The following is a 22,574-nucleotide window of genomic DNA, read 5'->3' as shown; positions in this document are numbered from 1 at the left end:
ATATGAAACAAAAAGCGAACACTCAAAGTCTCTTCCGTTTCTGGAAAATGATACAGCCGGAACATCGCTTTTTTTACGGCCTCTTTTTATGCAGCTTGATCGGCAATTTGCTGATCGTGTCCATGCCGATGATTATGGGGATCGGGATCGATCAGCTCTTGGCAAGGATAAAGGATGTCGGTATCAGTCAGCTGTCATTCGCTGATATTCGCGAAGTGCTTCTTTTCCCTGTTCTTTTACTTGTACTTTGCTCGACCTTTAGTAGTATCACCTCATTTATCCAAGAGCGGACAATGGCCTCGTTAAGCGAAAGAATCACGTTACGTGTTCGAAAAGAAATGACGAAAAAGTTCAAAAAACTGCCGATGTCTTTTTTTGATCACCACCAAGTAGGAGATATCATCAGTCGTACGACGACTGGTCTCAATCAGCTTTCACAAGTTTTACTGACAGGGATCAACCAGTTCTTTACTTCCATCGTGACGATTCTCGCAGCTGGAGCGATGCTTTTTTATATCGATATCAAACTGTCGTTCCTAGTCCTTTTACTGATTGGGATCAGTTCGTTTATGACTACGAAGATCGCGAATAAAAATAAGCACATTTCAGATCAGAACCAGTACGAACTTGGCGAATTGAACAATCAGATGGAAGAGATCTTAGCAGGAAATCTCGTGATCAAAACGTTCAACCAGCAAGAGCAAGCAGAACAAACCATCCAGGAAGTCAGCAAAAAGCAATCACAGGCATTTTTACGTGCCCAATTCATGAATTTTGCGATTTATCCAGCGATCCGTTTCATCAACCAGCTTGCGTTCATTCTCAGTGCAGTCATGGGTGCCTTCCTTGTTCTTTCTGGCGGGATCACGATTGGTTTCTTACAAGCTTATTTGCAGTATATCAATCAGATTTCCGAGCCGATCTCTACTGCTTCTTACGTCATCAATTCGATCCAGTCGGCGATGGCTGCGATCGATCGGATATTCGACATACTGGATGAACCAGAAGAATCACCTGATAAAACGGAAACAGCGATGCTGACGGAGCCAAAAGGGAAAGTCGCCTTCAAAAATGTGCAGTTCGGCTATTCACCCAACCAGTTACTGATGAAGCAAGTCAGCTTTTCTGTCAAACCGAAGCAAACGATTGCGATCGTTGGTCCAACTGGTGCTGGAAAAACCACACTAGTCAATCTACTGATGCGCTTTTATGCAATCAACAAAGGAAAAATCGAATTTGATGATATCGACATCACTCGATTATCCCGCGGCGAACTTCGCCGTTGCTTTGGGATGGTATTGCAGAATACGTGGCTATTCGAAGGAAGTATTGCCGATAACATCGCTTATGGAAAAATGGATGCTTCACGAGAAGAAATCATCCATGCTGCTAAAATCGCCCAATGCGATCATTTTATCCGTACGCTTCCTAACGGTTATGATACGTTGATTTCCAGTGAAAACGGGACACTGTCTCAAGGCCAGCAACAGCTGCTAACGATTGCACGTGTCATATTAGCAGATCCGCCTGTTGTTATTCTAGATGAAGCTACTTCTAGTGTGGATACACGGACAGAGGCACTTATCCAGCAAGCCATGGATGCCGTAACACAAAACCGCACTAGCTTCGTGATTGCCCATCGTTTGTCTACGATCGAAAAGGCCGATATGATATTAGTGATGAAGAATGGTGACATAATTGAAAAAGGGACGCACGACGAACTGCTTCAAGCGCCTACGTTATATGCGAACCTTTATAATAGTCAGTTCCAAACAGCATAGGGATATTATCAATTGCAAAAAAGCTATCGCGTATGTAGGAATACTACATACGCGATAGCTTTTATTAAAAATATACTAGTGGAAAAATACAAATATCACGAACAAGAGCTCATATTATACACCATTACTAAACATTTATTGAAATATCCTTTCCTCTTCCACCGTATATTTTTGTTTACCTAACTCCAAACATTCATTTCATATCTACCATCCAAAGATAGCGCTTTCATATTCTTCCTAACATAAAAACCTATTTCTAAAATCAGCTTATCGTATAATAATATTAAAGCAAACAACATTTTTCTTTTTATTAAAAAAAATAAATAAAATGAAAGTTGATGTTGTCAACAACAAAGGGGCAGTGACAAAAGTACTGTCACTGCCCCTTTTCCGAATAAACGGTGTTCCCCTGCCAACTCCTCGGGCACAAGTCACAATATTCATCAAACATGAGAAGCTGTTTGTTGAAATTGTTCCTTGTGCCTCAGAGTTAAACGGCAGGCTTACAACCTCTCTAAACGGTGTTCAAAAGCTTGCATCTGCAGCACTAAGCTCAAACAGATGAAAAACATGAGGAGCTGTTTTTATCTATTTGTTCTTACTGCTTGATGCAGGACAGCTTTTTCACAACCTCTTTTCGCTTCAATCCCCCTGCTCCACCTGAGAAAGCTGCTGGACAAACTGCCATGTTTCACCATTGTCAGTCGACCTAAAGAGACAAGCAAACATTTTCCCTGCATCGATGGGCCCTTTTTTCAGCAAATAGAATTTTGTCTCTAATGTATTGGCACTTGTTTGAGTCACTTCATTCGGTGATTGGAACAAATCCAAGCCACCTGTCTGATAATCTTCGGGGATGGATACGATTGCTTCTTTGAAGGAGCGTCCTCCGTCATTAGTATAATAAAGCTGCTCACGTGTAGAAACAAAACCAAGAGAGGACGTGACGAAGCTGACGTTTTGAACCGGCTGTGTGATCGTCGTACTTCAACTATTCGTCCACGTCTCCCCTTCATCTCGAGTCGTATAGATATGCAAAGTCTCCGCCGACATTCCGCTATCCGTAGAATAAACGAGCACTCCGCTGCCATCAAAAAAGTTCGCTTTTCGATAGCGAACATTATGCGCATGTTGAGAAACGAGGGATTTTTGCCAGGTCTTTCCGTTGTCTCTAGAGCTCAGCAACCATATATTCTCGTTATCAGAAGAATAAATAAACCACGAAAAGTCTGCGGATACATCATAGGTCTTGTCCATCCAAAATCCTTCTGGGACCGTCCCGCTTGTCAGGGTATAATCACCAAAGCGTAGCCAGTCCGAAGCAATAGGGACAAATGTCCAGGTTTTACCACTATCCGTTGTCATATAAAGGTTCTGTGCAGTTTTGTCTAGTTGAAGGTCATTGACTTGCTGGGTAGTGAATTGGACGGTTTGCTTCGGATCAGCCAGCAGACCTTCACTTGTGGTCCGTTCTGCAGTTGCACTACTAGTAGAAGGCATCGACATATGTGTCATCGCGTTCATTCTGGAAGAAGACATTCCTGGACTGCCATATTTTCCGTAATAAACCACACCGGCTAGACCGATCAAACAGATTCCCGCGAGCAGTGCGCCAATCCTTACTTTAGGCTGGATTGAATAGCCATGTGTACTGGTCACTTTTTTCAACTCAGGTTCTTGTAAAAAGATGTGAATCGAGCTTAGGCCGAATCCTGATTTTCTTTGTCCTATATAGATAGGTTCGTTATCGAGTGAATGCAATAACAGCTGGCAGTCACTTTTTTCTATGCGAAAGGCCCGGTTTCTTACAGTTTTTTCAAAATATAGATAGCGATCATCATGAAAAACAGGCGAAGTATGTAAAAAATAATCGGCACGTTGACTGATCCATTGGTCAAAATGCCGAGTTAAACGAACATATTTTACCCATGAGAGAATAAGCAGCAGACTTAGAAAAAACACCAATCCACCACCGATGAGCCATGAAACATGATAGAGATCACTCAGTCTCTGGCCTGCTTGAATCGAGTGAACTGTCTCTTTCATCATTCGATAGACAAGAGAAGCAACACCGAAGAAAAACAAACTACTTAGTACGATCCAGCTTAGCAGTTTGACGGTCTCGGCTTTTGCTGTTCTTTTTGCCATCTTGATGATTTTTGGTTTTGCAGAAATCAATTCGATAATCAATAATTCTTGATCCATTTGCTTCCTCCTTTTATCCATTCATTATGCGACAAAACTTGCAGAATCGCCAGTCTCCTAATAAAATTTTATGAAATCGCTGAGAAAATAATGAGGCATGATCCAATGTATGACAATCGCTCATCAATCATGGAAACTGCAACAAAAAAATAAAGAGGCTGCCGCCAAAGCCGCATCCTCTTTTGTTTATCCAACTTTTATTCATGCTTTCCCCAAAACATTTCTAAAAATCCCGACAACAAAAAACGATTATACGTTTTTTGCTGTTTTTTATTCCTTGTTGTTTGTCATTTCCTCCTTTCGTCATAGAAACAATTGAATCACACGCTTTTTTTGAGGGGCTATTGCCTGGTCCGTTAATAACGCCCTACTACTAACAAGATAACAGATTTTCAAAGGGTGGAAGAACGCTTTTTTCTTTTTATGGAAATAGTTGTTACTATTTAAAATAAAGATAAGGAACAAATCATTTAGAAAGATTTTCAGGATGCTTGGGTCAAAAAAACAAGACTAGGAAACAGTAACCGAAGTTTGTCGTTCCCAGTCTTGCAAAGATACGTTTAGACAATTATTTGTTAAAAATCTTAGGGCCTTTTCGCATGTTCTTACGATCGTTTTTCGGCGTTTCCATCTGTTTGGAGCGTCCGCCGCCTTGTTTTTTCTTGATCAATTCTTTCATTTTTTCTTTCTGGTCCATTTTTATTCTCCTTTAACGAATGAAGCGACTAATTCAACATGATGTGTTTGCGGGAAAAGATCGACGGGTTGGATTTTCTTCGTTTCATAACCCGCTGCTGCAAAAAGCTTTGCATCTCTTGCAAAAGTTGCCGGATTGCAGGAGATATAGACGATTCTTTCAGGATTCATGTCGATAGCAGATTCAATAAAGTGTGGATCGAGTCCTTTTCGAGGAGGATCGACCATGATCACTGAAGGCTTGATCCCTTTTTCCTGCCATTTTTTCATTACTTTTTCCGCTTTTCCGACTTCATAATGCGCGTTTTCGATTTTATTGTTCAATGCGTTGAATTGCGCATCTTCAATTGCTGCCGGAATCAGTTCCATTCCGTATACTTTGTCTACTCGATCGGCTAGAGAAAGACCAATCGTACCGATTCCTGAGTACGCATCGATCACGATATCTTTTTTATCAAGATCAGCAAACTCGATAGCTGTTTGATAAAGATACTCTGCCTGTTGAGTGTTGACTTGGTAGAAAGATTTAGCAGAGATCCGATAGGTTTTTCCTAATAATTGATCTTCGATATAACTTCTGCCGTACAAGACTTTTTCTTTGTCACCCAAAATCACATTTGTTTTTTCTTCATTGATGTTTTGAATGACAGAAACGACTTCTGGCAACGCTTCGTGGATAGCTTCTGCGATCTCTTTTGACTTGAAGAATTTTTCTTTTCGAGTGACTAATACAACCATCATCTCATGTGAATAATGTCCGCGTCGGATGATGATGTGGCGGATCTGTCCTTCGTTTTTTTCTTCATTATAGCCACGGACTTGGAATCGCTGCAAAATATCTCTCACAGCTAGGATCGCTTTGTCGATAGCAGGATCTTGGATATAAAAATCCTCGATCTGAACAAGCTCATGGCTGTTTTTCTTATAGAATCCAGTTGCTAGCTGGCCATCGATTCGTCGTACAGGGATTTGTGCTTTATTGCGGTAGCCGACTGGCTCGTCCATGCCGACTGTTGGCAAGATAGGCACTTCAGGCATCTTTGCGATTTTCGTCATCACATTTTCGACTTGCTTTTGTTTGAAAGCCAATTGTTTATCATAGCTCAAATGTGCTAATGGCGCGATCCCAGTGCGAAGTAGTGCTTTATCTTCGACAGGTTGGCGATCAGGTGACTGTGTGAGCCAGTTTTCGACTTTTGCATAACCGAATTTATTCCCCGCTTTTAGTACCAATACTTCGACTTGTTCTCCTGGCAGCGCGTTTTCGATGAACAAAGGATAACCGTCGATTTTTGCTACACCTAGTCCTTCGTAGCTCAAATCGATAATATCTACTGTGTAACGTTCATTTTTTTTAATTGTTTGTTCTGTCATTGTTTGCTCCTTTAAGCATCATTTTCATCATACTGACTCTACTACAAATCAGTTCAATACACAACTAAAACCGGTACTGACCTTACTACGTTTCAGCACCGGCTTTCGTTTATTTCTTTTTATTAGGTGTTTCGTCTGCGATTTTTCCGTCACCGTCAATATCTTCATCTGTCAGACGTTCGACTTCTTTGACGAATTCTTTACTTACTTCATCCAGTTCTTCTTCCTCTGAACCGGTAATTGCTTCATCAGGAATCTGATCTGTATTGGCAAAAAATTCGATATGCTGATGGAGGTTCTGGAAGTGCATAGGTGCATTGCCCCCATATTCTCCATCTAGATTGATCATGACTGGCCGGTTGATATCGTCTTCTGTTTCGACGTATAAGCTGCTGGTTTTGGTATAAATCACCCGCGGATCATCGACATGACGTCCGCCATTCAGCATCAACGCTGCGATATGCAAGATCTCAAAAATATTTGCTGTCTTGACGATGATCAATGAGAATTTCCCGTCGTCCAGTTTCGCATCCGGCGCGATTTGTTCAAAGCCGCCGACCGAATTCGTCAATCCCAAGAAAAACATCGAAGCATTGCCGATGTACTCTCCTTCATCATATTTCAGTCGCATCTTGATTGGCTTGACTCGAGGCAGCATCTCTGCTCCTTTTGCCAAGTAAGCTAAGTAACCGAAGATGCTTTTCAATTCAGAAGGCACTTCATATGTCAGTTCCGTCAAATAGCCGCCTGCTGCGATGTTGATGAAATAACTGGTGTCAGAATGTCCGATATCCATTTTCACCGTTTGATTCTTTTTGATGACTTCTGCTGCTGCTTTGATGTTGTCACGGGGGATCTTTAATGCCCGTGCATAATCATTTGTCGTACCTGCTGGAATGATCGCCATTTTAGGACGTATCTCTAGTGGTGCGATCCCATTGACTACTTCGTTGATCGTTCCATCTCCACCTGCTGCAACGACTAAATCAAAGCCGAGCTCAGCTACTCGTCTCGCTTCGTTTTTTGCTGAATCTTTTTCCGGTGTCGTTGCATACGCACTTGCCTCAAAGCCAGAATCCTCCAGTGCCTGGAGGATATCTGCCAAATTCTTTTTCAATAATTCTTTTCCCGAGGTTGGGTTATATATCACTCGTGCTTTTTTCATGTTCTGCCTCTAGCGCTTCGCTAATTCATCTTTGAGCAGCTTATTCACAACGCCTGGATTTGCTTGTCCTTTTGTCGCTTTCATGATCTGTCCAACTAAGAAGCCTACTGCACGGTCTTTCCCATTTTTGAAGTCATCAACAGATTGCTGATTGTTATCTAAGATTTCATTGATGATTGGAAGAAGCTGACTTGGGTCAGATAATTGTACCCAGCCGTTTTTCTCAACGACTTCTTGCGCTTCGCCGCCGTTAGTAATCAATTCTCTGAATACTTTTTTCGCGATTTTTGAACTGATTGTCCCATCAGCGATCAAGCGGATCATTCCTGCCAGATTCTCAGGAGTCAATCGTGTTTCTGCAAGTTCAAGTTTTTCACTGTTCAAGTAAGCAGAAACTTCCCCCATCAGCCAGTTTGAAGCTTGTTTGGAATCTGCGCCGTTTTCTAGAACAGCCTCGAAGAAATCAGACATTTCTTTTGTCAAAGTCAAGACCATTGCATCATATTCAGGCAAGCCAAGTTCACGGATATAACGTTCGCGACGTGATGCAGGTAGTTCAGGCAAGGTCGCTTTCACCTTTTGGATCCATTCATCATCGATCACGAATTTAGGGATATCTGGTTCAGGGAAATAACGATAATCGCTTGATCCTTCTTTGACACGCATCAAGATCGTTTTGTTAGTCGTTTCGTCAAAACGTCGTGTTTCTTGCTGGATTTCTCCGCCCGACAACAAAACTTTTGCTTGACGTTTTTCTTCAAATGCCAGACCTTTTTTCACGAAAGAAAGAGAGTTCAGATTTTTCAGTTCTGCTTTCGTACCAAATTCTTCTTGCCCATACGGACGTAAAGAGATGTTCGCATCACAGCGCATCGAACCTTCTTCCATTTTCACGTCGCTGACTTCCGTGAATTGGATGATAGAACGCAATGCTTCTAAATAAGCATAAGCTTCTTCTGGTGAACGCATGTCTGCTTCTGATACGATTTCGATCAGCGGTGTGCCTTGACGGTTCAGATCGACGTAAGAATATCCGCCGATTCCATGCATGTTTTTACCGGCGTCTTCTTCTAGATGCACACGTTCGATGCGGATTTTTTTCTTTTTGCCTTCTACTTCGATCTCGATCCAGCCATCATGCCCGATTGGCTGATCGAATTGTGAGATTTGGTATGCTTTCGGGTTGTCTGGATAAAAATAGTTTTTTCTGTCAAAATGCGTATCTTTTGAAATCTCGCAGTTCAAAGCTAAAGCTGCTTTCATCCCGAATTCCAGCGCTGCTTTATTCATCACTGGCAGCACACCTGGGTAACCCCAGTCGATCACATTCGTGTTGCTGTTTGGTTCAGCGCCGAAATGTGCAGGTGCTGGAGAGAAAATTTTTGAGTTTGTTTTCAACTCAACGTGGACTTCAAGCCCAATGATTGTTTCAAAGTTCATTAGTCTTTCCCTCCTAAGATAGCTGGTTGCTGTTTATGGAACTCTGTTGCTTGTTCAAATGCATAGGCTGCTTGATACATCGTTTTTTCCTCAAAGTAATTACCGATGATCTGCAGTCCGACTGGCATGTTCTCTGATAGACCTGCTGGAACGGACATCCCTGGAAGTCCAGCCAAGTTGACAGGGATCGTCAAAATGTCATTCATGTACATTGTGATCGGATCATTGATCTGTTCACCGATACCAAATGCGACTGTTGGAGAAGCTGGGCCGATGATCAAATCGTAATCAGCGAAGACTTTTTCGAAGTCTCGTTTGATCAGTGTACGAACCTGTCCTGCTTTTTTGAAATAAGCATCATAGTAGCCGGCACTCAACGAGAATGTCCCTAACATGATCCGGCGTTTGACTTCTTCCCCGAATCCTTCTGAGCGTGAGTTGACATATACATCGTCCAATGATTTCACATTTTCAGAGCGATAGCCGTAACGGATACCGTCAAAACGCTGCAGATTCGAGCTTGCTTCTGATGAGGCAATGATATAGTATACCGCCACACCATATTTTGAATGAGGCAAGCTGACTTCTTCGACCGTTGCACCTAGTGAACGGAAAGTCTCAGCAGCTTTCAAAATAGTTTCTTTCACTTCAGGGGCTACTCCTTCGCCCAAGTATTCTTTAGGCAAAGCGATCTTCATCCCTTTGATGTCTCCAGTCAGTCCTTCTGAAAAATCAGGAACAGAAACGCCAGAAGAAGTGCCGTCTTTTTCATCATATCCGCTGATCGCTGTCAAGGCCAAAGCGTTGTCTTTGACTGTTCGAGTCATTGGTCCGATTTGGTCCAATGAAGATGCGAAGGCGATCAGTCCGAATCGAGAAACGCGTCCATATGTCGGTTTCATTCCGACGATTCCATTGAATGAAGCAGGCTGACGGATGCTTCCTCCTGTATCGCTTCCTAAAGAAACAGGGATCTGCCCTGCTGCAACAGCTGCTGCTGAACCACCAGAAGAACCACCAGGTACTTTTGTCTGATTCCATGCGTTCTTTGTCTTTTTGAAGTAAGACGTTTCCGTACTTCCACCCATCGCAAATTCATCCATGTTCAATTTACCGACTGGAATCATATCTGCCTGATAGATTTTTTCCATTACTGTTGCATCATAGATCGGTTCGAAATTGTATAAGATCTTCGAAGCTGCAGTTGTCAGGAGATCTTTTGTCACGATATTGTCTTTGATCCCGATCGGAATACCGGCAAGAACGTTGCTCTCATCGATCCCTTTTTCATCTAACGCTTTGGCTTGTGCCATTGCTTTTTCTTCGTTCAATGTGATGAACGCTTCGATTTCCGGTTCCGTTTCTTTGATACGATCAAATGTTGCTTTGGTCAGATCTTGTACAGTGATTTCTTTTGAAACCAGCATATTGTGCAATTCTTCCAACGAACGGTTATATAATTCTGTCATTATGCGCCAGCCTCCCCATTATCGATAATTGCGGGTACTTTGATAAAGCCATCTTCCGTTTCCGGCACATTTTTTAATAGTTCATCTCTGTTCCAGCCAGCTTGTGCGCGATCTTGTCGCATCACATTCACTGTTTCGACCACGTTCGATGTAAAAGGTACACCTTCCGTATCTACTGATTCCAGCATTTCTACCATATCAATGATCTTACCCAATTGATCGGTAAAGCTCGCAAGTTCTTCTTCTTCGAATGCAAGCTTTGCTAATTTGGCAACGTGTTTCACTTGTTCTTCACTAATCGCCATACTACCCCTTCTTTCTAAACGAAACTTTGCTCTCTATTTTAACATAAGAGTTCCCAGTCTGAAATTATTTCTTGAAATTTGTCTGAAAAAAATCAGATTTACTCTTCTGCCGGATGGCTCTCAGCTAAAGCTTCCGCCATTTTCTCTTCCGTCCATACTTCGATCCCCAGTTCCTGTGCTTTCGTCAGTTTGCTCCCGGCATCTTCTCCTGCCACTACGATATCGGTTTTTTTCGAGACACTGCCAGTCACTTTACCGCCGAAATTCTCAATGGTTTCTTTTGCTTCTTCTCGTGTGAATCGGGTCAATTTCCCAGTCAGGACAATGGTTTTGTCTTTAAAAGGCGATTCGACTTTTTCCAGTTGTGAAGTCCGGATTCCCTTATACTCAAAATTCACACCCGCTTGTTTCAATTCATTCATCAGTTCATGAACTTCTTCATTGCTGAAATAGGTGACGACGCTGTCTGCGATGATATCACCAATCGTATCCAGTGCAATGATCGATTCAAAATCACTTTTGCTTAAAGCCTCCAAATCACCGAAATGCTCAGCTAGGATTTTTGCCGCTTTCGCACCGACATGGCGGATTCCTAAGCCGAAGATCAGCCGTTCAACAGAATTGTCTTTGCTGTTATCTATAGCTGTCAGGATATTGTTTGCTGATTTCTCTTTGATCTTATCCAAAGTCAGCAAGTCTTCTTCCTTCAGTTTATACAGATCAGCGACATCTGATACAAGTTTCTTGTCGTACATCTGCTCCAAGACGCGCGGCCCAAGACCATCGATATTCATGGCATTTCGAGAGACGAAATGGTTCAGGCCTTCCTTCATTTGAGCTGGACATTTCGGATTGATACAGCGAAGCGCCACTTCTTCGTCTAAATGAACGAGTTCACTGCCACATACCGGACAATGGGTAGGAAGCTCATATTCCTGACTGTCTTTTGGACGTTTATCGAATACGACTTGCGCTACTTCTGGAATGATATCGCCGGCTTTATAGATCTGCACGGTGTCATTGATGCGGATATCCTTCATTTGGATATAGTCGCCATTATGCAGACTTGCCCGACTGACTGTAGTACCTGCTACCCGTACTGGTGTCATTACTGCAGTCGGTGTGACGACGCCTGTTCGCCCCACAGTCCATTCGATATCTTCGATGACTGTCTCGACTTCTTCGGGCGGGAACTTATAAGCGGTGGCCCATCTTGGTGCCTTTACAGTAAAGCCAAGCTGCTCTTGCAATGAGAACTCATTGACTTTGATGACGATACCATCGATCTCATAAGGCAGATCGACTCTTTTTTCATGGTACTCTTCGATATAAGACCAGACTTCGTCGATCGACTGGCAAAGACGTTTCTCACGATTCGTGTGGAAACCGATTTTTTCCAGTTCTTCCAATGCGTCATATTGTGTTTTTGCCTGCATCGGACCAAAGTCAGCGACTGTATAAAGAAATGTATCTAAATTTCTTTTCGCTGTGATTTTCGAGTCGAGCTGTCGCAGTGAGCCTGCCGCAGCGTTACGCGGATTGGCAAAGATATCTTTGCCGTCTGCTTCTCTTTCTTCGTTCAATTGGACAAAAGAACGCTTCGGCATAAAACATTCGCCGCGTACTTCGATCGTCATCGGCTCTTTCAGTTTCAGCGGTACGGATCTGACTGTTTTCAGGTTTTCCGTGATGTTTTCTCCGACAGTCCCATCCCCACGTGTCGCGCCACGGACAAATTGGCCGTCTTCATAGCGCAAAGAGACAGAGAGGCCGTCGATCTTCAACTCACAACAATACGCGACCGGATGCCCGACTGCTTTTTGGACACGCTGATCGAAAGCCATCAGCTCTTCTTTGCTGAAGACATCGTTCAAGCTGTACAGCGGGATGTCATGAGTGACTTTCTCAAAACCTGCAAGTACTTTTCCTCCGACTCTTTGTGTAGGAGAATCGGAAGTGATCAAATCAGGATACTGTTCTTCGATCGCTACTAATTGCGCATATGCTTTATCGTAAACATAATCTTCAACGGTTGGTTTGTCTTCTACATAGTATTCTCTCGACCAGCGATTCAGCTGAGTACGTAATTCCTCCGCTTTTTTTGCTGCTTCATCAATCGTCATTTCATGTTCCATCAGTTTCCCTCCACTTTAAGCTTTTTCGATTGGCGCAAATGCTGCCAGCAGTCGTTTGACTCCTTGGCTCGGGAATGCAACATCCAGTTCCAGATCTTTGGCTGTCCCGCTTACTCGGACAACTGTTCCTAATCCCCATTTTTTGTGATTGACTTTATCGCCAGGTTTCCAACTGTTGTTTTCTCCACCAGTGGAAGCTCTTGATGATACTACTGCAGCAGCAGGCTGTTTGTATGCAGGTGCAGCTGTTCTTTGAGCAAATGGAGCGGATTTTTTCGGCGTTGGTCGCATGCCTTCGATTTCCAGCAGCTCCTGATCGATCTCTTCAACGAAGCGTGAAGGACGATTATACTGGGTCCGTCCGTATAAAGTACGTGAAAAAGCATTGGTCAGATATAACATCTCCTCTGCCCGAGTGATACCGACATAGGCTAAACGACGTTCTTCTTCAAGTTCGCTTTCTTCCATCAGCGCACGTGACAGCGGAAAGACACCTTCTTCCAGACCGATGAGGAAGACCACTGGGAATTCCAATCCTTTTGCCGCATGTAGTGTCATTAAGGTCACTTGTGTCGAATCTTCTTCCAGATTATCGATGTCTGATACTAATGCAAGATCATTGAGGAACACGGTCAGCTTTTCTTCTGGGGCATCTGCGTCTTCTTCATTCTGCTTTTCAAACTGCTTGTCGAATTCTTGTGTGACGGTCAGGAATTCCTCCAAGTTTTCCAAGCGGGCTTGTGATTCCAATGTATTCTGGATCTTCAAGTCTTCTAGATAACCGCTTCTTTCCAATACTTCTTTGGTCAACTCTGTCACGGTCATATAAGGGACCATCTGAGTGACTTCATGGATCATTTCACCAAAAGCACCTAATTGATGCCCTGCTTTTCCGCTGATATTAGCCAGATCCACATTTTGTGCTGCTTCAAGCAATGGCCATTCATGCAGTGAAGCGAATTGGCGTAGCTTGTCTATCGAGCCAGGTCCGATCCCACGTTTTGGCGAATTCACGATCCGCTCAAAGCTGATGGAGTCTTGAGGATTGGCGATCACATTCAAATACGCCAAGATATCTTTGATTTCTTTTCGATCGTAGAATTTATGACCTCCGACCATTTTATAAGGGATATTGGCTTTGAGGAGCGTTTCTTCCATCACACGTGACTGGGCGTTGGTTCGGTATAAGACAGCGAAATCGCCGTAATCTCTGTGATTTTCTCGCATCTCCGCTTGCATGCGATCGACGATGAATCGGGTTTCGTCCCGTTCGTTGTCGGCCCGATAATACGTGATTTTATTCCCTTCACGATTCTCAGTCCAAAGATTTTTCGGTTTCCGGTTGTTGTTGTTTTCGATTACTTGGTTGGCGGCGCTCAAGATGTTTTTTGTGGACCGGTAATTTTGTTCCAGCAAAATCACTGCTGCGTCTGGATAATCTTTTTCAAAATCCAAGATATTCTGCATATCGGCTCCCCGCCAGCCGTAGATACTTTGATCTGCATCACCGACCACGCAGAGATTTTTAAATCTTCCCGCAAGCAAGTTGACCAATGTATACTGGGCATGGTTGGTATCTTGATATTCATCCACATGGATATAGTGGAATTTGTTTTGGTAATAAGTCAGTGAATCAGGATGTTCTTCGAATAAGCGGATCGTATTCATGATCAAATCATCGAAATCCATACATTGGTTGTACTGCAGTTCTTTCTGGTACGCTTCATAGCATTTCGCTACGATCTCTTCGTAATAACTGCCTTGCATCTTAGCAAATTCTTTGGGCGTCTGTAAGCTATTCTTTGCTTGAGAGATCGTGCCGAGGATACTTCTCGGATCGTATTTCTTCGGATCGATATTCAATTCTTTCAAAATACGTTTCATCAAGGACAACTGTTCCGAGGAATCGATGATCGTAAAATTGCGGTTATAGCCGATAAAATCGACATCTCTTCTCAAGATCCGCACACACATCGAGTGGAAGGTGGATACCCAGACATCTTCCCCGCCAGATTCTAATATCGCATTCACACGTTCTTTCATTTCTTTTGCCGCTTTATTGGTAAAAGTAATCGCTAGGATGTTCCATGGATTAACTTCTTTTTCTTCAATCAGGTAAGCGATCCGATGCGTCAAGACCCGTGTCTTTCCGCTTCCCGCGCCTGCCATCAGTAATAGTGGTCCGTCAGTATGAAGAACAGCTTCTTTCTGACGAGGATTCATCCCATTTAATAGTTCAGCTTTGGATGACATTAACAACATCCTTTCTTTTATCAATCTCGTTAATTATAGCATTTTCCTTCTACTCATTAAACTAGCTTACTCAAAAAACATTTGTTCCTTTTTTCTATTTTTGTCTTGTCAATTCCTTTGTTTCGAGCTACATTAAAAGAAAGCGAGGCGTTTCAATGGAAAAAAAGAGAAAAATCAAAAAATTAGATAAAACACAGATTTACTTTATTTTAAAAGGGATATTTGTCGGACTACTTACAGGTGTCATTGTCAGCCTGTTTCGTTTGTCGATCGAAAAATCCGGTGATTTCATCCGGGAGATCTATGTATCGAGCCGTGACCATCCTGTTTATCTGGTGTTCATTGCTTTGTTTTCAGTTCTAGCTGCAGTTTTCGTTGGCTATCTGATCAAAAGCGAGCCGGATATCAAAGGAAGCGGGATCCCCCAAGTTGAAGGACAGCTTCAAGGAGAATTATCCATGAATTGGTTTGCCGTTTTATGGAAAAAGTTCATCGGCGGCGTTCTTTCGGTGGGCGCAGGGTTATTCTTAGGACGTGAAGGCCCATCTATCCAATTAGGGGCAGCTATCGGGCAAGGGACTGGCCGACTGTTCCATAGCCCTTCTTCAGAAGAGAAGATTCTGATTTCAAGCGGAGCCAGCAGCGGTCTAGCTGCAGCATTCAATGCTCCGATCGCGGGTCTGCTTTTTGTTTTGGAAGAAATCCATCATTCCTTTTCACCGTTAGTCTGGCTGACGTCTTTTGCTTCAGCGATCACGGCAAATTTTGTTTCACTTTATTTTTTTGGGCTCAGACCTGTTTTATACTTGGGAGACCTTCCCTCATTACCTTTAAAATATTATGGTTCACTAGTTATTTTAGGCATTTTTCTAGGTGTTTTAGGTTTCGTTTATCAAAAAGTCCTGCTGGCTCTGCCCTTCTTTTATGACAAATTGCCATTGCCTTCTTACCTTCATGGGCTTGTTCCTTTTCTTTTAGTGATTCCTGTAGGGTATTTCTGGCCGGGTACGCTAGGAGGCGGAAATCCGATCGTGTTGAATTTAGGACATCCTTCTCTACCGATTATGATGATCGTGGGCTTACTGGTCCTTCGATTCGTCTTTTCGATGGTTTCTTATGGAAGTGGGCTGCCGGGCGGGATATTCTTGCCGATCTTGACATTAGGTGCGCTTATCGGCTGCTTGTTCGGAAAGATCATGGTGCTTTATTTCGGGATGGACCCTGTTTATATCAAAGATTTCGTGGTTATCGCGATGGCAGGTTATTTCACAGCGATCGGTAAAGCACCATTGACAGCGATCATTCTGGTCACTGAAATGGTGGGTTCTTTGAATCACTTGATGCCTTTAGGACTTGCTGCGCTCGTGGCCTATATCATGAACGATCTTCTGGGAGGCAATCCGATCTATGAATCGCTTCTCGAACGGCTGCTTGGCGGAACGAAGGTTGCTGCGCTCAAAGGAGCCAAGACCACTTTCGATTTCCCGGTGACAGCTGAAAGTTCATTAGATGGGCTTATGGTGCGTGACTTCAACTGGCCTAAGAACATGTTGTTGACGACGATCCGCCGAGGGAATAAAGAAATCTTGACCCATGGGGATACGATCATGAACGTAGGCGATATACTGGTCATTCTGACGGACGAATCCAATCTTTCTACGATCAAACAGGAAATCACTGCGCGATCTTCTATCACAAGCATGAAACAGTCGTTCTGATCAAAGACCATTTTCATCCTTGCATAAAAACTTTAACTTTATATACAAAAAAGGACGATGACAAACTGTCAAAGTCCTTTTTTGTTCTCTTAGAAAATGTACAACGCACATGATTACTAGACATGGCGCGCAGCTTTTGCTTTTTTTATGCTTCTGCAGTGACAGGCGCTTTTCTCAATAACCCGTAGATAACGCCGGAAACAACTGCTCCGATAGCAATAAATACTAAATACATGATTGGATGGCTCAGTAAGAATACTACAAAGATCCCGCCGTGAGGAGCCAATAATTTGATACCGAAAGCACCAACTAATCCGCCGGTCAATGCGGAACCGATAATGAAACTTGGAATTGCACGGATTGGGTCAGCTGCAGCAAATGGGATCGATCCTTCTGTAACAAACGATAAGCCCATGATGATATTTGTCAAACCAGCATCTTGATCTGTTTTACTGAATTTGTTTTTGAACAAGCGAGTCGCAACGAAAATAGCCAATGGTGGAACCATCCCGCCTGCCATAACAGAGGCCATGACCACACTACCTCCAGTTGCAACAGTTGTCGCTAGTGTTGCTGTACCGAACACATAAGCGGCTTTGTTGATTGGTCCACCTAAGTCAGCAGCCATCATCCCAGCCAATAAAGCTCCAAGTAAAGCAGCATTCGATCCGCTCATACCTGTCAAAAAGCTGTTCAATGCATCATTGATTGCTTTCATTGGTACATTCACTAGTAACATCAAAAATCCGGTGATCAACAAACCAAACACTGGGTAGAACAAAATCGTCTTGATTCCGTCCAATGATTTTGGAAGACCTTTGAACAGTTTACGCAAGAAGACGATCACATAACCTGCTAAGAATCCACCGATCAATGCTCCTAGGAATCCTGCTCCACCAGCATTTGCCAAAGCACCAGCTGCAAACCCGACAATCAAGCCTGGGCGGTCACCGATACTTGAAGCAATGAACCCAGCTAATACAGGCAACATAAAGCCGAATGCTGCTTGACCGATCTGGTTGAACCAGCTAGCTAACTGGTTGTAATTCCCTAGATTTGCTAATTGGTCATGGGGAACACCCATGAATTGGTCGATCATGAATGACAGTGCGATGGCAATCCCACCACCGATAACAAACGGCAACATGTGAGAAACACCATTCATCAGATCCTTGTAGATCCGTTGTCCGATAGTACCATCTGCATTGCCTTCATCTGAACCATTCTCTTTGCCGTCACCATGGAAAATCGGCGCGGAACCGCTAAGGGCCATATTAATCAATTCTTCTGGTTTGCGGATACCATCGCTGACCGGACGATTGACTAATTCTTTCCCATCAAAACGATTCATCTCTACTTTTTTATCGGCTGCGACGATGACACCTTCAGCACGAGCGATATCTTCTGCTGTCAGGCGGTTTTTGATCCCTTCAGAACCATTCGTTTCGACCTTGATCTCCACGCCCATTTCTTTCGCTTTTTTCTTCAAGGCATCTTCAGCCATGTAGGTATGGGCAATCCCTGTAGGACAAGCTGTGACTGCTACGACGAATTTTCTTTCAGGATGCGCAGCTGCTTGTGCCGCTTGTTCTTCTTGTTCTGCTTTTTCTTCTGCTTCTTTTTGCTCTTCTGCTGTCTGGAACAACTCCTGTACTGCTTCTGGTGTATCGGCTTCTTTCAATTTCCCAACGAAATCCGGGTCGATCAAAAGCCGTGATAATGCAGCCAAAGCTTGTAAATGCGTATCATTTGCGCCTTCTGGAGCGGCGATCATGAAGAATAAGTAAGTAGGCTGACCATCTAAGGCCTCATAATCTACACCTTTGTGGCTTTTTGCAAAGAGAACAGTAGCTTCTTTGACTGCTGCATTTTTTGCATGGGGCATGGCGATACCGTCACCAAGTCCCGTTGACGTCTGTGCTTCACGAGCCAGTATCCCTTGTTTATATGTGTCGATGTCTGAGATCCGACCTGCGTCGAACATTTTTTGGACCATTTCATCGATGGCGCCTTTTTTATCAGTCGCTTGCAAATCCATGATCATTGCATCTTTGACCATTAAATCTTTGATATTCATCTTTATCCTCCTAGAAACTAATCGATTTTTGTGATTTTCACTTCAGGTAGTAATTCATCAATCAATTCACGTGATGCCAGATCATCTGAAAAAGCAGTTGCACTGCCGCAAGCGACGCCCCATTTAAATGCTTCAACAGCATCTTGCGTACGACTATATGCGCCAATAAATCCTGCGATCATCGAGTCACCTGCGCCAACGGAATTTTTCAGTGGACGTACTAGTACATTCGACTGGTAAGCTCCTTGCTCTGTAAATAGCAATGCACCATCGCCAGCCATCGAGATCAACACGTTTTGTGCACCTTCTGCTAGCAATTTCTTCCCGTACGGAATGATGTCATCGATCGAACTGAAAGTAGTCTGATAGAGTTCTGCCAGTTCATGGTTGTTTGGTTTGATCAGAAGCGGTTGTTTCGAAAGCGCGTTCTTAAGATCGTCGCCTGTCGTATCGATTACGAAATCTGCTCCCTTTTCTCGGACGATATCGATCAATTCTTGATAGAAGCCTTTACGTAAGCTTGCTGGCGTACTTCCTGACAACACCACAATGTCACCGGGCTGAATATCGTTCAAGGCTTGTTTCAATCCTTCGATTTCTTCGTCTGAGATTGACGGACCCAACCCGTTGATTTCAGTTTCAGTATCCGATTTCAATTTGATGTTGATCCGTGTATCCTCACTGACTTTCGTGAATGATGTATTGATCTGTTCTTCTTTCAGCCAATCTGAAATAAATCCGCCGGTAAATCCGCCTAAAAAACCTAAGGCTGTTGAATCTGAACCGATTCGTTTGAGGATACGGGAAACATTGATTCCTTTTCCTCCGGGCAATTTGAAATCTTCTTTCATGCGATTCAGATCGCCCAGCTTTAGCCCATCGACACGTACGATAAAATCGATCGATGGATTGAGTGTTACTGTGTAAATCATTATATAGCCTCCTTAATTGTTGTCTGTTCGCGAAATTCAGCGACGAATTCCATCGGACAACGCTCGGTTATGATCGTGGCTGCTGAAAGAGGAGCAACAGATGTAAATGTCAGCTTGTTGAATTTCGTATGATCCATCAATACAAAAGTTTCTTCAGAATTTTGCATCGCTAAACGCTTGAGCGCTGCTTCTTCTGGATCAGGCGTCGTAAATCCCTGAATAAGATGTGCCCCATTCATTCCCATAAACGCTTTGTTGAAATGATAATCACTCAATTGTCGCATGGTATTGGCGCCAAGTACTGCATTCGTCGACAGCTTCACTTGTCCACCTAAAACGATGGTAGGAAGTTGCAGATCTACTAAATTAGCTGCATGTTTGACTGAATTGGTCACCACAGTAATTTGCTTTCCTTGCAGATAAGGGATCATTTCTAGCGTCGTCGAACCAGCATCTAGATAGATGACATCCTCATCATTGATCAATTCGGCAGCTAATTTGACGATTGATTGTTTTTCTTGAACGTTTTTGAGCGTTTTTTCGCTCATGTTCTGTTCGAAACCCAATAGCTGTTCCTTTTTTGCTCCACCGTGGATACGTTCTAGAAATCCGTCATTCTCCAATTCTTGAAGATCGCGTCTGATCGTTGATTCAGAGGCATTCAAGAGGGATACCAAGTCTTGAGATTTCACGATATTCTGTTGGTCCAGCAAATGAAGGATCTTTTGTCTGCGTTCTTCTGTAAGCATTTCCACGTTCACCTCACGACACATAGTACCACATCTATTTTGTTTCTGCAATACAAAACAGTCAAAAACATTCAACAAAATTCTAAAACAATCATGGATATTTAGACAAAAAGAAGGAGCCGTGACAAAAGTCTTGTCACAACTCCTATTTCCGAATAAATGGCGTTCCAGGAATAGCTTCTGTCACAACCTCTTCCTTATGATGGTTCCCTATTTTTGACGCTTTTTCGATCGTTCCTCTAGTTTGCGTCTTTTTCTGATCGTCTGGTCGTCTTCATGTATGCCGGCTGCATCTTTTCTTTTTTATGCATCAAATAGTAGTAGGTTCCCCATCCACTGAACATGATCAGAAAACCGATCAGTGAACGAATAGAAAGATTCGGAAGAAAAAGGACGAGTGTTGCTAAAAATGCGGTCGGTCCCATCACACGATAATACAGTCGTTTATCCATTATTACCACCTCACGCTTTTTGTATGGTCATCAGCTGCTCCAGCTTCTGATAGTCTAAAAATTCGACTCTTAAGTGATTGTCACCCTTTTTTACATCAAAACGGATATTTCCTCGTTTTCTTCTGAAATGTTTGAATTTCACATCAGAGAGCCGCTGACGGATCTCATTTAACGGCAATTGTGCCAGTGCCTCTGTCGGGATATAGATTCGTAAAGATACAAGATAATCCTGATACTTCTCGTCCTCAACCTCGACTTCGAGGTATTCACGAATATAGTAACAGTATGCTTCGATCCCTTTATCGACCGCAATTGTCGGATCAAGCACTTTATAACACATCATCTGGGCCCTGTTTTCATCCACCCATGGAAAATACGCTTGTGCATTCAAAGTGCCCTTCACGCGTCTTTCCCGGTATTGCTGCTGCTTGACATCATAGCTTCTAGTAACAAAGAAGGAGGCTTTCTTTTTTGCTACAGGCTGCATCTGCTCATTTTGATACTGCACCGATTGGATATTCTGATCGGTATACGCATATTCGACAAAAGGAGCTTTTAACAACCCAACGCCATTGTCCCATGCGAGATGATCGAATCCCAGCTGATCTCGATAATAGGCTTGAAATGACTGGTTCGCAGCATTTCGCCAATTAAACGGATCACGATACAGCTGGACACAGACGACATCATTTTCCAGTTCCTTCACATATTCAACCTGCTGGACATCCAAGATGATCGGTTTTGGGATCACTTGATAGTAATAAGAACTGTAATACATCTCCCAGCAAGAAGTAAAACATAAGCCTTCATAAAACAAATCATAGCCAGAGAACTGGTTACAGTCGATGACGATCCTTCCGCCAGTTTCTTTCATTTTTGGCAGTTTCTTCGTCTCTTCTGGCCTTTCGAACAATAATCGCTGATCGATCTCTTTTGTGTTGTGATACAAAAATTCACTATATGCTCTCATATAGGCAAAGACACCATGAACAGCCATTTTATTTTTTATATAATCTCGTATCAGAAACTGATTCTCTTCAAAAACAGATATCGCTAATATGTTTTTTATCATTAGTTGCTGATTCTCAACCTGAAAACTGCATTCGCTATCTGCATTTCCGATCACCAGCCAGCCCGTGTCGCTTTCACACGCGACCATTAGTGCTTCTTGAAATTTTTTCAAATCAAATTCTTCGACTACATGATAGAAAGAACGAAAAAATGTCGGTTGTATCAATAAACGCGCAAGAAAAGCCCAATCATTCAATTCCTTTTCTTTTTCCAGATCCGTGAGACCAGTGAGTTGCATCGTCATCAGCAGTTTGTCTTCCCTAATCATTTTCTCACCTCTTTCAAATCTTTTTATAATTTAATTATAACGAATGATAAAAAAAAACTAAAATCTTACGACTTCACTGATTCTTTTTCGAATCCATGATAAACTAAAACAAAAAGAAACAAAGAGGTGGAAACCCATGGGACTTAAATTTGAACGTACCGATAATTTAGACAAATTATTTGAATCCTTTGCTGTTGATCCGGAAAAAACAGTTGCACCAAAAGAAGAAATCAACCGTTTTTTGAAACCGGAACTAGAAAAGAAAAAAGAGAAGAAAAACGAAAACAAAAAATAAGAAACAATCGCAAGACAAAAAAATCGTGTACAGACAGCTTTTACAGCTCTTTGTACACGATTTTGGCTCTATAATTTCTAGGACTGATAGAATTTTCTGTCGGTCCTAGATTTTTTTGTAAAAAAACAAACAGACATACAAAAATTCCGATAGAATAGAGTCGTCTAAAACATCAATCTGAAAGGAAGT

18 protein-coding genes are annotated in these 22,574 nt (G+C 42.8%); 3 read left to right on the top strand and 15 right to left on the bottom strand.

Going from position 1 to position 22,574, the window contains the following annotated elements; all coding sequences use genetic code 11:
* The first annotated feature begins 2 nt into the window (after positions 1-2).
* On the top strand, positions 3-1,781 hold the full coding sequence (locus G7Y42_RS12345) for an ABC transporter ATP-binding protein (protein WP_165006369.1): 1,779 nt from the start codon (positions 3-5) through the stop codon (positions 1,779-1,781).
* Between the two features lie 642 nt (positions 1,782-2,423).
* Here the strand turns inward: G7Y42_RS12345 and G7Y42_RS15040 are convergent.
* The 10 genes from G7Y42_RS15040 to pcrA all read right to left on the bottom strand — a co-directional run bounded on the left by G7Y42_RS15040 (position 2,424) and on the right by pcrA (position 14,823).
* Positions 2,424-2,606: a hypothetical protein gene (locus G7Y42_RS15040; RefSeq protein WP_241161959.1), complete on the bottom strand. Its 183-nt coding sequence runs from the start codon at positions 2,604-2,606 to the stop codon at positions 2,424-2,426.
* Between the two features lie 162 nt (positions 2,607-2,768).
* The gene (locus tag G7Y42_RS12340) at positions 2,769-3,986 is read right to left on the bottom strand and encodes a glycosyl hydrolase (RefSeq protein ID WP_241161958.1); all 1,218 of its coding nucleotides are present in this window, start codon (positions 3,984-3,986) and stop codon (positions 2,769-2,771) included.
* Positions 3,987-4,554: 568 nt separating this feature from the next.
* A complete protein-coding gene (locus G7Y42_RS12335; RefSeq protein WP_002295229.1) occupies positions 4,555-4,683 on the bottom strand; it encodes a 30S ribosomal protein S9 in 129 nt (42 codons plus the stop codon).
* Positions 4,684-4,685: 2 nt separating this feature from the next.
* Positions 4,686-6,056 carry a 23S rRNA (uracil(1939)-C(5))-methyltransferase RlmD gene (gene rlmD, locus G7Y42_RS12330; RefSeq protein WP_165006253.1) on the bottom strand — a complete coding sequence of 457 codons (1,371 nt, stop codon included), beginning with the start codon at positions 6,054-6,056 and terminating at the stop codon, positions 4,686-4,688.
* Between the two features lie 109 nt (positions 6,057-6,165).
* Entirely contained in the window at positions 6,166-7,221 is a 1,056-nt protein-coding gene (locus tag G7Y42_RS12325) for a diacylglycerol kinase (protein ID WP_165006251.1), read from the bottom strand.
* A gap of 9 nt (positions 7,222-7,230) precedes the next feature.
* The gene (gatB, locus tag G7Y42_RS12320; protein WP_165006249.1) at positions 7,231-8,661 is read right to left on the bottom strand and encodes an Asp-tRNA(Asn)/Glu-tRNA(Gln) amidotransferase subunit GatB; all 1,431 of its coding nucleotides are present in this window, start codon (positions 8,659-8,661) and stop codon (positions 7,231-7,233) included.
* Positions 8,661-10,130, bottom strand: a complete 1,470-nt coding sequence (gatA, locus tag G7Y42_RS12315; protein ID WP_165006247.1) for an Asp-tRNA(Asn)/Glu-tRNA(Gln) amidotransferase subunit GatA — start codon at positions 10,128-10,130, stop codon at positions 8,661-8,663. The genes gatB and gatA overlap by 1 nt, the downstream gene beginning before the upstream one ends.
* Complete coding sequence (gatC, locus tag G7Y42_RS12310; RefSeq protein WP_165006245.1) at positions 10,130-10,435, bottom strand: Asp-tRNA(Asn)/Glu-tRNA(Gln) amidotransferase subunit GatC; 306 nt, start codon at positions 10,433-10,435, stop codon at positions 10,130-10,132. The genes gatA and gatC overlap by 1 nt, the downstream gene beginning before the upstream one ends.
* A 98-nt stretch (positions 10,436-10,533) precedes the next feature.
* The gene (gene ligA / locus G7Y42_RS12305; protein ID WP_165006243.1) at positions 10,534-12,570 is read right to left on the bottom strand and encodes an NAD-dependent DNA ligase LigA; all 2,037 of its coding nucleotides are present in this window, start codon (positions 12,568-12,570) and stop codon (positions 10,534-10,536) included.
* Between the two features lie 15 nt (positions 12,571-12,585).
* Positions 12,586-14,823, bottom strand: a complete 2,238-nt coding sequence (gene pcrA, locus G7Y42_RS12300; protein ID WP_165006241.1) for a DNA helicase PcrA — start codon at positions 14,821-14,823, stop codon at positions 12,586-12,588.
* A 155-nt stretch (positions 14,824-14,978) separates the two neighbouring features.
* On the opposite strand from pcrA, the gene G7Y42_RS12295 reads away from it, so the two are divergent.
* Positions 14,979-16,541 (top strand): ClC family H(+)/Cl(-) exchange transporter, encoded by a 1,563-nt coding sequence (locus G7Y42_RS12295; protein ID WP_165006239.1) that lies wholly within the window; start codon positions 14,979-14,981, stop codon positions 16,539-16,541.
* Between the two features lie 145 nt (positions 16,542-16,686).
* On the opposite strand, the gene G7Y42_RS12290 is transcribed toward G7Y42_RS12295, so the two are convergent.
* The 5 genes from G7Y42_RS12290 to G7Y42_RS12270 form a co-directional block, all read right to left on the bottom strand.
* Positions 16,687-18,618, bottom strand: coding sequence for a fructose-specific PTS transporter subunit EIIC (locus G7Y42_RS12290; protein WP_165006237.1), 1,932 nt, complete (start codon positions 18,616-18,618; stop codon positions 16,687-16,689).
* Positions 18,619-18,635: 17 nt separating this feature from the next.
* Positions 18,636-19,550, bottom strand: a complete 915-nt coding sequence (gene pfkB, locus G7Y42_RS12285) for a 1-phosphofructokinase (protein WP_165006235.1) — start codon at positions 19,548-19,550, stop codon at positions 18,636-18,638.
* Positions 19,550-20,299, bottom strand: coding sequence for a DeoR/GlpR family DNA-binding transcription regulator (locus tag G7Y42_RS12280; RefSeq protein WP_165006233.1), 750 nt, complete (start codon positions 20,297-20,299; stop codon positions 19,550-19,552). Before G7Y42_RS12280 ends, pfkB begins: the two co-directional genes overlap by 1 nt.
* Before the next feature lie 239 nt (positions 20,300-20,538).
* Positions 20,539-20,751, bottom strand: coding sequence for a hypothetical protein (locus tag G7Y42_RS12275; RefSeq protein WP_165006232.1), 213 nt, complete (start codon positions 20,749-20,751; stop codon positions 20,539-20,541).
* Positions 20,752-20,761: 10 nt separating this feature from the next.
* Positions 20,762-22,090, bottom strand: a complete 1,329-nt coding sequence (locus G7Y42_RS12270; protein WP_165006230.1) for a hypothetical protein — start codon at positions 22,088-22,090, stop codon at positions 20,762-20,764.
* A 136-nt stretch (positions 22,091-22,226) separates the two neighbouring features.
* Here G7Y42_RS12270 and G7Y42_RS12265 point away from each other — a divergent pair, with 136 nt between their 5' ends.
* Complete coding sequence (locus tag G7Y42_RS12265; protein ID WP_165006228.1) at positions 22,227-22,385, top strand: SPJ_0845 family protein; 159 nt, start codon at positions 22,227-22,229, stop codon at positions 22,383-22,385.
* Positions 22,386-22,574: the final 189 nt, after the last annotated feature.

This window comes from Enterococcus sp. ZJ1622 (assembly GCF_011038845.1).
Lineage (GTDB): Bacteria > Bacillota > Bacilli > Lactobacillales > Enterococcaceae > Enterococcus_B.
Note: the sequence above shows the minus strand (reverse complement) of the source record. Positions and strands in the feature narration are given on the sequence as shown.

Coding starts and splice junctions, on each gene's coding strand:
- gatB (WP_165006249.1), bottom strand. CDS start 8,661: ATGAACTTTGAAACAATCATTGGGCTTGAAGTCCACGTTGAGTTGAAA.
- gatC (WP_165006245.1), bottom strand. CDS start 10,435: ATGGCGATTAGTGAAGAACAAGTGAAACACGTTGCCAAATTAGCAAAG.
- rlmD (WP_165006253.1), bottom strand. CDS start 6,056: ATGACAGAACAAACAATTAAAAAAAATGAACGTTACACAGTAGATATT.
- G7Y42_RS12265 (WP_165006228.1), top strand. CDS start 22,227: ATGGGACTTAAATTTGAACGTACCGATAATTTAGACAAATTATTTGAA.
- G7Y42_RS12345 (WP_165006369.1), top strand. CDS start 3: ATGAAACAAAAAGCGAACACTCAAAGTCTCTTCCGTTTCTGGAAAATG.
- G7Y42_RS12275 (WP_165006232.1), bottom strand. CDS start 20,751: ATGGATAAACGACTGTATTATCGTGTGATGGGACCGACCGCATTTTTA.
- pfkB (WP_165006235.1), bottom strand. CDS start 19,550: ATGATTTACACAGTAACACTCAATCCATCGATCGATTTTATCGTACGT.
- G7Y42_RS12280 (WP_165006233.1), bottom strand. CDS start 20,299: ATGCTTACAGAAGAACGCAGACAAAAGATCCTTCATTTGCTGGACCAA.
- ligA (WP_165006243.1), bottom strand. CDS start 12,570: ATGGAACATGAAATGACGATTGATGAAGCAGCAAAAAAAGCGGAGGAA.
- pcrA (WP_165006241.1), bottom strand. CDS start 14,823: ATGTCATCCAAAGCTGAACTATTAAATGGGATGAATCCTCGTCAGAAA.
- G7Y42_RS12335 (WP_002295229.1), bottom strand. CDS start 4,683: ATGGACCAGAAAGAAAAAATGAAAGAATTGATCAAGAAAAAACAAGGC.
- gatA (WP_165006247.1), bottom strand. CDS start 10,130: ATGACAGAATTATATAACCGTTCGTTGGAAGAATTGCACAATATGCTG.
- G7Y42_RS12295 (WP_165006239.1), top strand. CDS start 14,979: ATGGAAAAAAAGAGAAAAATCAAAAAATTAGATAAAACACAGATTTAC.
- G7Y42_RS12290 (WP_165006237.1), bottom strand. CDS start 18,618: ATGAATATCAAAGATTTAATGGTCAAAGATGCAATGATCATGGATTTG.
- G7Y42_RS12340 (WP_241161958.1), bottom strand. CDS start 3,986: ATGGATCAAGAATTATTGATTATCGAATTGATTTCTGCAAAACCAAAA.
- G7Y42_RS12270 (WP_165006230.1), bottom strand. CDS start 22,090: ATGATTAGGGAAGACAAACTGCTGATGACGATGCAACTCACTGGTCTC.
- G7Y42_RS12325 (WP_165006251.1), bottom strand. CDS start 7,221: ATGAAAAAAGCACGAGTGATATATAACCCAACCTCGGGAAAAGAATTA.